The 12,200-nt window shown below is 66.5% G+C and carries 11 protein-coding genes and 1 other RNA gene; 3 read left to right on the forward strand and 9 right to left on the reverse strand.

The window, feature by feature from the left end; genetic code table 11:
* Positions 1-38: 38 nt before the first annotated feature.
* Both AAC691_RS09745 and ssrA read right to left on the reverse strand, forming a co-directional pair.
* Complete coding sequence (locus AAC691_RS09745; RefSeq protein WP_342629896.1) at positions 39-620, reverse strand: ClpXP protease specificity-enhancing factor SspB; 582 nt, start codon at positions 618-620, stop codon at positions 39-41.
* Between the two features lie 224 nt (positions 621-844).
* Positions 845-1,182, reverse strand: a transfer-messenger RNA (tmRNA) gene (gene ssrA / locus AAC691_RS09750).
* Between the two features lie 75 nt (positions 1,183-1,257).
* Here ssrA and thyX point away from each other — a divergent pair.
* Positions 1,258-2,205: an FAD-dependent thymidylate synthase gene (thyX, locus tag AAC691_RS09755; protein ID WP_323992269.1), complete on the forward strand. Its 948-nt coding sequence runs from the start codon at positions 1,258-1,260 to the stop codon at positions 2,203-2,205.
* Positions 2,206-2,324: 119 nt separating this feature from the next.
* Here thyX and AAC691_RS09760 read toward each other — a convergent pair whose 3' ends face one another.
* On the reverse strand, positions 2,325-3,206 hold the full coding sequence (locus AAC691_RS09760; RefSeq protein WP_342629897.1) for an MOSC N-terminal beta barrel domain-containing protein: 882 nt from the start codon (positions 3,204-3,206) through the stop codon (positions 2,325-2,327).
* Positions 3,203-4,396, reverse strand: a complete 1,194-nt coding sequence (locus AAC691_RS09765; protein WP_323992273.1) for an aldose epimerase family protein — start codon at positions 4,394-4,396, stop codon at positions 3,203-3,205. The genes AAC691_RS09760 and AAC691_RS09765 overlap by 4 nt, the downstream gene beginning before the upstream one ends.
* A 365-nt stretch (positions 4,397-4,761) precedes the next feature.
* Between AAC691_RS09765 and AAC691_RS09770 the strand changes: the two genes are divergently transcribed.
* Positions 4,762-5,529, forward strand: coding sequence for a VacJ family lipoprotein (locus AAC691_RS09770; RefSeq protein WP_342629898.1), 768 nt, complete (start codon positions 4,762-4,764; stop codon positions 5,527-5,529).
* A 15-nt stretch (positions 5,530-5,544) separates the two neighbouring features.
* Complete coding sequence (locus tag AAC691_RS09775) at positions 5,545-6,171, forward strand: ABC transporter substrate-binding protein (protein ID WP_342629899.1); 627 nt, start codon at positions 5,545-5,547, stop codon at positions 6,169-6,171.
* A 39-nt stretch (positions 6,172-6,210) separates the two neighbouring features.
* Here AAC691_RS09775 and AAC691_RS09780 read toward each other — a convergent pair whose 3' ends face one another.
* From AAC691_RS09780 to AAC691_RS09800, 5 genes are all read right to left on the reverse strand, one after another.
* Positions 6,211-7,524: a CapA family protein gene (locus AAC691_RS09780; RefSeq protein ID WP_342629900.1), complete on the reverse strand. Its 1,314-nt coding sequence runs from the start codon at positions 7,522-7,524 to the stop codon at positions 6,211-6,213.
* Between the two features lie 39 nt (positions 7,525-7,563).
* Positions 7,564-8,466 (reverse strand): polysaccharide deacetylase family protein, encoded by a 903-nt coding sequence (locus AAC691_RS09785; protein WP_342629901.1) that lies wholly within the window; start codon positions 8,464-8,466, stop codon positions 7,564-7,566.
* Positions 8,467-8,569: 103 nt separating this feature from the next.
* On the reverse strand, positions 8,570-9,937 hold the full coding sequence (locus AAC691_RS09790; protein WP_342629902.1) for a dihydroorotase family protein: 1,368 nt from the start codon (positions 9,935-9,937) through the stop codon (positions 8,570-8,572).
* A gap of 77 nt (positions 9,938-10,014) precedes the next feature.
* Complete coding sequence (locus tag AAC691_RS09795; protein ID WP_342629903.1) at positions 10,015-11,250, reverse strand: MFS transporter; 1,236 nt, start codon at positions 11,248-11,250, stop codon at positions 10,015-10,017.
* A gap of 171 nt (positions 11,251-11,421) precedes the next feature.
* Positions 11,422-12,192, reverse strand: a complete 771-nt coding sequence (locus AAC691_RS09800; RefSeq protein ID WP_342629904.1) for a glucose 1-dehydrogenase — start codon at positions 12,190-12,192, stop codon at positions 11,422-11,424.
* Positions 12,193-12,200 lie beyond the last annotated feature (8 nt).

Consider the following 12,200-nt stretch of genomic DNA (forward strand, 5'->3'; position numbering starts at 1 on the left):
CGCCCGGCCGCATCCGGGCGTCCCGGATGGCGTGCGGATCAACTGGGGTTCGGCCCCTTCTTCCGGAAGGCCGCCAGGCTGACCACCTGGGACGAGGCCGGCGCCTGCCCGTCTGTCGTCTCGCCGGGCGCCTCGCCGGAGGCGGTATCGGAGGACGCATCGGAGGACGCGGCCGATTCGAGGGCAGCGGGCTCCTCGTCCTGTGCCGGGGCCGGTCCGGGCGGGGTGAAGCGCAGGGCCAGCCGGATATGCGGGTCGGCGAAGGCGGTGATCGCCGCGACCGGGATCACCAGTGTCGAGCCGACGCCGCCGAAGGACAGGCCGACCGACACGGTGCGCGCAGTGCGGTCCACCCGCAGGTCCCAGAACTGGTGCTGCAGCACGATGGTGATGTCGTGCGGATATTGCGCCCGCAGGCGCGCCGGGATTTCGACCCCGGGCCAGCCGGTCAGGAAGGTGACGTAGAAATGGTGCCCGTCGGGCAGTCCCTCGCGCCCCACATGGTCCAGCGCGCGCAGCATCACGTCGCGATACGCGTCCTCGATCCACGAATCGTAGGGGAGCAGACTGTCGGGGATGGCGGCGTCGAAGCCGTTTTCCCCGTCGTGATCGTCGGACATGCGGAAATCTCCGTTCCGTTGGCCTGGGTGCGTTGCGCCACGCCGTGCCACAGGTTTCAGCCATGCGTCAAACCGGATCGGCGCGCAAGCCGGATGCGCGGGGGGCCGCTTCACGAAGCGGACACGCCGTCGCAATGAAAAGCGGCGTGCGGGAGGCCGCCCGGGAATTGGTATCCGGAATTGGGCGCCCGGAATCGGGCGTTGGCGGAGACCGGGTGCCGGCGAGTGGGAGGCTTCTGTTGCCCGGTGCCTCCCGAACCGCGCTTGTCACTTATGCAGCGACAGCGAGCGCCTCGAAGTTATCGTTGGCACTTGTGATTCAGCCCGATGACGGTGGTACAATGCCGGGCAAAAGGCAGGTCTTTACCATGCGTGTCGAGCCTGTTTCGTCCCCATAGCCCCCGGCCCCGCGCGGAGCCGAACCGGAAGGATCTGGTGGAGACGCCGGGTACTGCCCCCGGGTCCACAACACTTATTCCACGTGCCGTTTATCGCCATAGCCAAGGGGCGAACCCCTCCGGCACCCGGGGATATAGGGGGGCGGCGGCGGTTTGGCAATGGCCGCCGATGCGTTCCGGTCGGGCGCGTTTCATGGTATGCGCCGCCTTTGCAGACACGGAATCGGCGGGGGGCCGCGATGTTTTCAACAGACCAGAAATCGGAAATCGACGCCGCCCGCGCCGCCTGGAGCCAGACGCGCCGCGATACCGTCCCGGCGGTGGAGGAGGCGCTGTACCAGCCCGAGCCGGTGCTGGGGAGCGGGTTCGTCCGGCTGATCGACTATATGGGCGGCGACGCGGCCATCGTGCAGGGCGCGCGCGTGTCGTACGGCAAGGGAACGCGCAGCATTTCCGACGATCGCGGCCTGATCCGCTATCTGATGCGCAACCGCCATACCAGCCCGTTCGAGCTGGCGGTGGCCAAGTTCCACGTGCGCGCGCCGATCTTCGTCACCCGGCAATGGTTCCGCCACCGCACGGCCAGCATCAACGAATATTCCGCCCGCTATTCGGTGCTGGAGAAGGAGTTCTACTTCCCCCGCGCCGAGGACATCGCCCGCCAGTCCGCCAGCAACAAGCAGGGACGCGGCGAAAGCCTGCCGCCCGACGCCGCCGAGCACGTGCTGGCGCTGCTGCGCGAGGATGCGAGCCGTTGCTACGACCATTACCTGGAGATGCTGAACCAGGACGAGGCCGGCAACGCGATCGACCCCGACCGGCCCGTGGTGGCGCGCGAACTGGCGCGCATGACCCTGCCGGTCAACGTGATGACGCAGTTCTACTGGCAGATCAATCTGTGGAACCTGCTGCATTTCCTGCGGCTGCGGGCCGATGCGCACGCGCAGTACGAAATCCGCGCCTATGCGGATGCCATCCTCGGCCTGGTGGAACGCTGGGTGCCCCAGACATTCGAGGCCTTCCGCGACTATATGCAGGAAGCCGCCCTGCTGTCCGGCCCCGCCCTGCGCGCCCTGCGCGGCGTTCTGGCCGGCGAGCAGGTCGATCTGCAGGCGGCGGGCCTGTCGAAGCGCGAGGCCGCCGAACTGCTGGCGCTGCTGCCGGAAATCGGTCCGCGCCTTCGCTGAACTTGCGCCCCCTGGGTTGGTTTTCGGGGCTTTGCCCCGAACCCCACCAAAGGCGGTGCCTTTGGAAACCGTTTTTATCAATGAGTTGGTGACGAGGGGCGTTCCGTAGCCGGGGGGTGTTACGCGGGCAGCAGGTTGGATGGGCCTTGTTCCAGCACCGTCACCGGGTCGCCCGCGGCGATGCGCCCCGGCCGCACCACCACCGCGTTCTGGCCGAACATCACCCCGCCCTTGGCCCGGCGGGTCCGCGCCAGGGTGCGCAGCGGTTCCTGCGGGTGGGGAATGTCCGCGCTGTGCTGGTCGATCGTCGTCATGACGCAGCGCGAACAGGGCTTGACGATCAGGATCCTGGCCTGCCCCACCGCCAGCAGCCGCCATTCGTCCTCGGCCCAGGCGGGGGCGCCCGTCAGCACGATATTGGGACGGAAGCGATTCATCGGCAAAGGCGGCACCGGGGGCGGCAGGTCCCGGTTCAGCGCGGCCAGCGACTCGGTGGTCGTCACCAGGACGGCGAACCCGTCGGCGAAGCCGACCACCGATCCGGGCGGGGCGTGGTCGGGATCGGCCGGCCGTGCCGCGACGTCATGCAGATAGGCCAGCCGGCACGGGCGCCCAAGCACGGCGGTCAGCCAGCCGGCCGCCGCCTGGCCGGCATCGACCGCCGGAACCGTGTCGCGCCATACCCGCACCGGATGCCGCGCCGCGCCGGCCGGCGGAACGGGAACGGCCAGCGCGCCCCGGCCGGGGCGGGACAGGACCAGCCCGCCCGCCCCGTCCGGCGCCGGACGGGGGGACCACGCCACCGACACCAGCGCCATGGACGGGATCTGGCGCTGGGTCAGGAACGTCCCGTCCGGGTCGGTCACCACCCAGCGCCGGTCGTCCTGCAGCCCGCAGGGGCCCAGCCACCCGTCCGCCACGGCGATGCCCCCCAGCGACTTGACCGGGTAGACATGCAGGGACGCGACCGAGAGCCCCGCATCCGTCCCCGCGCCCGTCATTTCCCGTGCGGCGCTGCCGGCTGCACGCCGAAGCGGAAGATCGTCGTGTAGTCGAACGTCTCGCCGGGGTTCAGCGTCGTGGTCGGGAAGGAGGGGTGGTTGGGCGAATCGGGATAATGCTCGGCCTCGAACGCGATCGCGTCGGTCTGGCGATAGGCGCGGTGCGACACGCCGGCATAGGCGCCGGTCAGCGAGTTCGAGGTGTAGACCTGCAGCCCCGGCTGGCTGGTCAGCACCTCCATCGTGCGGCCGGTCCGGGGATCCACGATCCGCGCCGCCGGGCGGGGAGCCGCGCCCGCCTGGCCGTCGACGACCCAGTTGTGGTCGTAGCCGCGCGCGAACATCAATTGCGGATAATCGTCGCGCAGATGCTCGCCGATGCGCATCGGCTTGCGGAAATCCAGCGGCGTGCCGGCCACCGGCGCCAGTTCGCCGGTCGGGATCGCGGTCGGATCGGTCGGCGTGTAGCGCGCGGCGTTGATCTGCAGCACCTCGTTCTCGATCGAGCCCGATCCCTCGCCGCCCAGATTGAAATAGCTGTGGTTGGTCAGGTTGAGCACCGTCGGCTGGTCGGTCGTCGCCTTGTAGTGCAGGGTGAGCTGGTCATGGTCGTCCAGCGTGTAGGTCACGCTGACCTTCAGCGTGCCGGGGAAGCCCTGGTCGCCGTCCGGGCTGGTCATCGACAGGGTGGCGCTGGCCGCATGCGCGCCCGCCGCGGTGCCGTCCACCGTCCAGACATATTTGTCGAAGCCCCTGGTGCCGCCATGCAGCGCGTTCGGCGGCGCGGTCACGGGAACGTGATACGTCTTGCCGCCCAGCGTGAAGGTCCCCTTGGCGATCCGGTTGGCGTACCGGCCGATCATGGCGCCGAAGAACAGGCCGCCCTGCGCGCTGTCGACCGTGTAGCCCTGCAGGTCCGGAAAGCCGAGGACGATGTCGTCGACATGGCCGGTCCGGTCGGGCGTGTCGATCGCGGTGATGATGCCGCCATAGGTGATGAAGCGTACCGACACGTTATGCGCGTTGCGCAGAGTCAGGATTTCGATCGGCGTGCCGTCGGCCATCGTGCCGAATTTCGCGCGGTCCAGCGTGACGGCGGCGGCGGCCGGCCGGGCGGCGAGCGTGCCGCCCAAGGTGGAGGCTGCCAGCAGCAGCGCGGAAACCGAACGTGCCTTGGTGAGCTTGAACATCGTATCCCATTCATCTGTTGTGGATTTTGTGTCACACTGGACCAGTCTTCGACGATCCGGCAAGCCCGAAATCCGGCCCGGCAGCGTTGTCCGGTCCGCCATGCGCGGCAGGATGACGCCCATGACGGATTGCGCAACCGCCGGGCCATGCTAGAGAGTTTCCTCGCGGAAGGACATGGTCCGGTCCGCTTCATTCCATGATGCCCGGGACGCGCCGTGTTCCGGGACGCGGACCGACAACAGGCCCCGGCCGTCCCGCGAGTCGACGCGGACCGGGGAACAGGCCTGGAAACAGGCCAGGAACAGGAACGAGTATGCGTGCAATGACAGGATCGAAGCCTCTACCGTCCCGGTCATCCACCCGTATGCTCCACCCGCGCATCGCCTCCGTTGCCGCCGGTGCGGGCATGCTGGCGCTGGCGCTGGCGGGATGCGCCGCCCCGCCGCCCAAGGACCCCGAGGCCCTGGCCGAGTATCGCGAGGCGAACGACCCCTATGAGCCGCTGAACCGCAAGATGTACGGGGTCAGCATGACATTGGACAAATACACGCTGCGCCCGGTCGCCAAGGCGTGGGTCTGGGCCCTGCCCTATCGCGTCCGGCAATCGCTGGGCGGGCTGGTCCAGACGATGGGCGAGCCGGTGGTGTTCTTCAACGATGTCGGCGCCGGCAAGCCCCGCCGCGCCGGCGACGCCTTCGTGCGCTGGTGCATCAACATGGTCGCCGGCGTCGGCGGCCTGTTCGACGTGGCGAAATATGCGGGCTATCCGCATCACGACAACGACGCGGGGCTGACGCTGGCGACCTGGGGCGTGCCGTCCGGCCCGTACCTGTTCCTGCCCATGATGGGCCCGTCCTCGTTCCGCGACGCCACGGGCTATGGAATCGATATCGGGCTGCAGCCGCTGAACTACGTGCCGCGCGGCTATGGGCTGCTGACTTTCAACTGGGCCTACAACATCGTCGGCACGATCAACGGACGCGCCGACCACCTGGACGAGCTGGACCAGTTGCAGCGGGATGCGCTGGACCCGTACGCTACGATCCGCAGCGCCTATCAGCAGCAGCGCAAGGCGCAGGCCGAGGCGATCCGCAACGATCACCGGGCGACCGTGCCCGATTGGTATAACTGAGCAAGGGGCACAGAGATGAAGACAGTCCTTTCCCGTCGTCATGCGCTGGGTCTCGCCCTCGGGACGGCGGTGCTGCCGGTCCTGCGCCCGGCCCGGGCCGACGCCGCCGCCGCCGCGGCCGCCCGCGCCTTCGTCAACGATTTCGGCCAGCAACTGATCGCCATCGTCAATTCCAACCGCTCGCTGGCGGACAAGAAGGCGGCGATGCTGCCGCTGCTGCAGGCCCATGTGGACATGGATGCGATCGCGCGGTACTGCCTGGGCCGCTACTGGCGCGTGGCCACCCCCCAGCAGCAGGCCCAGTACCTGGACCTGTTCCACCATGTCCTGGTCAATGCCATCACCGACAAGATCGGCGATTATCGCGGCGTGACCTTCACCATCGGCGGTACGGCGCAGGTCGGCACGGACCAGGCGGTGGATACGGTGATCAACCGCCCCGAACAGCCGGCGGCCAATACCCAGTGGATCATCAGCAACAGCAGCGGCCAGCCCAAGGTGGTCGACGTGGTAGGCGAAGGCACGAGCCTGCGCCTGACCCAGCGGCAGGATTACGCGTCGTTCATCGCGCGCCATAACGGCAGCGTCGACGCGCTGCTTCAGGCTCTGGACCACCAGGTGGCGGCGCACAACATGCATTGACGCGGCGTCCGGCGCGCGGGGGGAGCCCGGGCGCCGGCGTCACAGCATGACGGTGGACAACGCGCCGTCATCGCGCAGGCGCGTGCCGTAACGGCCAGACAGGTCCGCGAAACGGCGCAGGATCGCAGTCCCCTCGTGCCCCTCGGCGAGGAAGGGCACGCCCCTTTTATGGGCGGCCTTCCCCAGGCCCAGGGACACGGGAAGGATCTCGATCGCCGACAGGGCGCCGTCCTCATCGAAGCGGCAGATCGGCACGATCGTTTCCCAGAAACGCCGATCGGCCGGGAAGCCTTTCCTGTCGTTTTCCGTCCGCGCCCGATAAACCATGTGGGTCGTCGTTTCCATGGGCACCTTGTAGAATTCGTACGATTCCCTGGGCAGGGCCTCGATCAGTTCGTTCTGCCCGATGAAATTTCCCAATCCGTAAAAGATTACCTTGCCCTTGTGGATTTCCATTCCTTTCAGAAGATGCTGGCCATGACACACCACGATATCGGCCCCGGCATCGACGATCCGCCTGGCGAATTCCTCGACGAAGGCAGCCGGTGTCTCCCAGTTTGTTTCGCCGTCGTCCCCATATCCCACGTCATGGGTATGCAGGCTGACGATCACGACATCCGACACGTGGGCGGCCTCGCGCGTCCAGCGTTCGATATCCTGGACGTCGCGTTCATCGGGCAGGGTTTCCATCCGGCAGGATTCGCCCATCACGAAATCGAGTCCCGCGAACGGCAACGTACCGGCCGGCGGCGGATATTCGAAACCCAGCCGCACCTGCTGTTCCTTGATGCTGGCCAGGCCCAGCCGTTCATACATTTCCCGCAGCACGGCCATGTCGCCGGGCGTCACCCTGAAGCGCCGCTTGTGACGCAGCGGGTTCAGGCCCGGACGTCCCTGCATGCTACGCGTCTGGTCTGCGGCTTCCTGCCCGCGCGCGAAGGTCGAGCAGCACGATATCATCGCCACCGTCCCCTGGGGATGGGTCGCATAGACCGGGCGGCGCGCGGCCTCCAGCGTCCGCCCGACGCCCGCGAACAGGATGCCGCGTGCCTCCAGACAATCCAGGGCGGCGCGGACACCCGCGACGCCGTAATCCAGGCTGTGGTTCGTCGCCGCAGCGAACAGCGAAAATCCCGCCTCGGACAGGTCGTCCAGCACCCACGGACGCGCGCTGAAATGTGACCCACCATGATCGAACACCGGGTCGCCCTCGAAATTGCTTGGCAGCATTTCCAGATTCGTGAACGAAACGTCGCAGGCCCGGATCTTGTCGAACAGGCCGCGACAGGTCGGATCCGATAGGCTGTTCAGCCGCCGGAACAGGATACTGTCCCCGGTCAGGGAAATCTTCATGTCATCCTCATAAAAGCATGTAAAAAACGGTCGCGGCGGTCAGGATTTCATGAACGCATCGGCTATCTGGCCCCGCGTCGCAACCCACACATTGTCGATGCCGCCAATATATTCGACGAATCTGCGCAGGCCTTCGGCCCGACCGGGCCGGCCCGCGATCCGGCAATGCAGGCTGATCGTCATCATCTTCGGGTGCGTGGCGCCCTCGCGGTACAGGCAGTCGAACGTGTCCTTGAGATAGGCGAAGAAATCATCACCTTTCGCGAACCCGCCGCGCCAGAACTTGATGTCGTTCGCATCCAGGGCGTGGGGGACCACGCACCATTCGCGCCCGTTGACGGAGACGACGTACGGCAGGTCGTCGGCGTAGGAATCACAATCGTAGTGAAACCCGCCATGTTCGACCAACAGCGCCCGCGTGCGCGCGCTGGGCGCGTAGCGGCAGTACCAGCCGGACGGTGCCCGCCCGGTCAGCACCTTCAGCAGGTCGTAGGCGCGGTGGATATGGTCCCGTTCGAGGTCCGGCGTCAGCCGGGATACCTCTTCCCAACGATAGCCGTGACAGACGATTTCATGCTGGGCGGCACCCGACAGATAGTTCGCCAGTTGCGGCGTGCGCCGCAACGCCACCGGGCAGGCATACATCGAGACCGGCAGCCCGAACTGGTCGAACAGGTCGATCAGGCGCCAGACCCCGGCTCGGCTACCGTATTCGAAGAACGACTCCATGGCCAGGTCACGTTCGCCCGCCGCCGGCGCGCGGGACACCTCGCCCAGGGTCTCGCCATGCGAATCCCCGTCCAGCACGCTCTGCTCGGACCCTTCCTCCAGATTGATGACGAAGGACACCGCGATGCGCGCGCCGCCTGGCCACCGGACAACGGGGGGCCGTCCGCCATACCCGACAAAATCGCGTCCGTTCGTTTCATCAGCAGCCGTCATCGTCCAGATCCCCTCCGATCCTCGATATGTCGCGCCACCGGTCGGCAAAGGCATGTTCCCCCTGCGCCGACCGGCGGCAGGCGCCGTCGGCCCCGGCGCACCCTCATTGCGGAATACGGCCTGTCCACGGCCTGACACGCCGGCCGGAACCGGGCTGCGCCATCACGGTGTCGCCGTCATAGACCATGCGGCCGCGCAGGTAGGTCGCGGCGACCTTCCAGTCGATTTCCCGCCCGTCATAGGGGCTCCAGTCCGCGAAGGCGTTCGTGCTTGCCTGGGCGTCGTACGTCCAGCGTTCACGCTTCATGACCGTGATATCGGCGTCCAGCCCCGGCCGTAGCGCGCCCTTCTGCCCGGAAATCCGGAAAAGACGCGACGGATTGCAGGCCAGAAGACGCGGCCCCCAGCTCAGGGACAGGCCCCGCCTGCCCAGCTCCGTCAGGAACAGCGGATAGATCACCTCCAACGATGGCACGCCCGACGCGTTGGCGAGCATGTCGTCGTTCAGCTTGCGGTCCAGCGACCACGATACATGGTCGGTCGAGACGATGGTCACGTTCCCTGCGGCCAGGTGGTGCCATAGCCCTTCGACATCGCGTCGCGGGCGGATGGGCGGATTGACCTTCGCCTTGCCCGCCAGCCGGGCGACGTCGCCTTCCTCGTCCAGCAGCAGGTAATGGATGCAGGCCTCGATGGTCGTATCCGCGCCCTGCTGGCGATAGGCCGCGCAGAGTTCGTAGCCGCGGGGGATCGAGGCATGCACGACATGCGCCGAACAGCCCGTCGCCACCCCGATTTCATAGATCTGGGTGATCGCCAGCGCCTCCGCCAAGGCGGGGCGGGACAGCCCGTGCGCCGACCAGTCGGACAGCCCCTTCTTCTTCACGTCCGCGATCGCGGACTTGACGTATTCGTCGTCCTCGTTGTGGACGCCGGCGGCCAAGCCGTATTGCGCGATCTCCGCAAAGCATTCGGCCAGCAGGGCGGAGGGAATCCGCGGGAAACGCTCGGGATGCGTCTCGAAAGTCGAGAATTTGAAACCCACGGCCCCCGCTTGCACCATACCGGCAATATCGCCGGCGCCGACGCGCGGGTCGATCGTCCCCCATAGGCCGAAATCGGTCCGGACCTGGGCGGCGGCCTCATTCGCCTTCTGCATCAGTCGGTCGGCATTGCAGACCAGGAAGCCGTCGTCATAGGGCATGTCCATGATGGTCGTCACGCCGCCCGCCGCCGCCGCGCGCGTGGTCCAGACGAAATCCTCCTGCCCGGCCTGAGTGCGGGAATGGACCTGAGCGTCGATCCCGCCGGGCAGCAGCAGCGCGTCGCCGTAATCGACCAAGTTGTCGCAGGCGGGCGACGTGCCCTGCCCGATCTGGACGATCCTTTCGTCCGCGACCGCCACCCAGCCGTCCCCGATAACCGCGCTTTCGGTCACGACCGTACCCTTGAGAACAAAATCGATTTTCATGCCTTATCTCCATAGTCTCGACAAACGCGATCGGACGACCGCTTAATGCGCCGCGTCGTTCCGCCCGTCATGACGCGTCATCCGTGTTCGCAGGACACCGCCCCCGTTCCACGCGGGGCCGGCGCCGCGCCGGGTCGACCGGGCAGGACAAACACGGTCACGACCAGATCGACGACATAGATGAACGCCAGGAATGCCAGCGCGCCGCCGAAGCTCAGTCGCGCGGCGGCGTACCCGATAACAAGCGGCGCCAGCCCCCCGCACGCCCGGCCGATGCTCCACAATACGCTCTGTGCCGTACTGCGGTTTTCCGAGGGATAATACGCGCCGACCAGTTCGCCATATCCGCCCATCATCCCGTTGACGAAGATGCCGGCGACGATACCCAGCAGCATAAGCGTCTGGCCGGACTGGACGCATGCGTACAGCAGCACGATCATCGCGGCGCCAAGCTGATAGGACACGAAGGCCAGTCTGTAGCCGATCCTCGCCGATAGGCGCCCGAATAACAGGACCCCCACGATCATCCCGACGACCATCAGCGCCGCAGCGAATCCCGAATGGATCATGCTGAACCCGCGTTCCTTCGTCAGATAGGAAGGAAGCCAGATCATCAGGCCGTAATAACCAAAGTTCTGTATGAAGGCCATCGTGCAGATCGCAACGGAACTGCGTCGCCGGACCGGCGGATACCACAGTCCCTTCACCGGGTTTTCGCCCGCGGGACGCAGCGCGCGCGCCGTCCGGAATTCGTCGGAATCCCGCACCCCGCGCCGGATGAAGAACGCCGCCAGCGCCGGCAGTCCCCCCACCACGAAGGCCCCACGCCAGCCGACGACCGGCAGAAGCAGCGGCGTCACCAGCGACGCCAGCAACACCCCGATCTGCCAGCTCAAACCCACATAGGACGCGATGCGCGGCCGTTGCGCGATGGGATACGCCTCGGTCGCCAGCACCACGCCGACGCCGAATTCACAACCCATGCCAAGGCCCGCGCAGAACCTGTAGAACAGAAGATCGTAGAACCCCGTTGAAAAAGCGGAAAGGATCGAAAATACAGAAAACACCAAGATCGAAAACGACAAGACCCTGGCCCGGCCGATATAGTCTGCCAGGATACCGAATCCAGACCCGCCGATCGCACCGCCTACCAGCGTCCACGTCACCAAGACGCCGCTGTCGGTCGGCGACAACGCCAGGTCGTGCGACAGCGACGGCAGCATGAAGCTGAGCATCAGCATGTCGAAGCCGTCCAGGGCAAACCCCGCCATCGCCGCGATCAGGGCGCGCCGCGGATTGTCGTTTGCGTTCATATGGCATGCCTCTTTCCAAAGATGACCGTCATGAAGCACCTGTCCGGCACGCGCCGAACGATGCAATATTTGCGCTGGTGATCCGCGCCGGTCGTCGTGGCCTTCATCCGATGTCCTCGCCGGTCTCGTGACGGATCGCGTCGGTACGGACGCACGGGACTTTTGTGGGGCCTACTGGGCCATCCATCCCCCATCCACCATCAGGTTGTGGCCCGCGATATAGGTGGCATCGTCACTGGCCAGGAACAGAACCGCGTACGCCACGTCCCGGGGCGTTCCCAGGCGCGGCATCGGGGTACGCCGCCTGGAATAGTCAAGACACTCGGGATCAACGGCGGCGCCCGTCTTGCCGGTCAGGATCTTGCCCGGCGCCACGGCGTTGCAGACGATGAAGTCCCTTGCGTAATCGGTGGCGACCTGCCTGGTCATATAGACAAGCCCCGCCTTACTAACGCCATAAGCGAAATCGCGCGGCGCGCCGATCATGCCGTGCTGGGACGTGATGTTGACGATCCGCCCCCGGGCGTCGTTCACGATGTCCTGCGTCAGCATCTGGCGCACGGCTTCCCGCAGGCAGAGATAGGCACCCTTCAGGTTGACGTCCATGACACGGTCCCAGTCTGCCTCGGTCGTCTCCGCCAGGGGCAACCCGCCGCGGACCATCGCGTTGTTGACCAGGATATCGACACGACCGTACCGTGCTACGACCTGATGAAACAGCGATCGAACATCAGCTTCTTTCGAAACGTCGGCCCTGACGAACATGGTCTTGTCCGTCAGTCGGCGCAGGACATCGATGACGGGTTCGCCGCCCTCCACGACGTCTTCGGTAATGTCGGCGGCGATGACGGCCGCGCCCTCCTGGGCGAAAAGCAGGGCGATGGCCCGGCCGATGCCGGAGGACGCTCCCGTGACGATCGCGATCTTGTCTGGCAGGCGCATGGCGAACC

Origin of the sequence: Nguyenibacter vanlangensis (assembly GCF_038719015.1) — a bacterium.
GTDB lineage: Bacteria > Pseudomonadota > Alphaproteobacteria > Acetobacterales > Acetobacteraceae > Gluconacetobacter > Gluconacetobacter vanlangensis.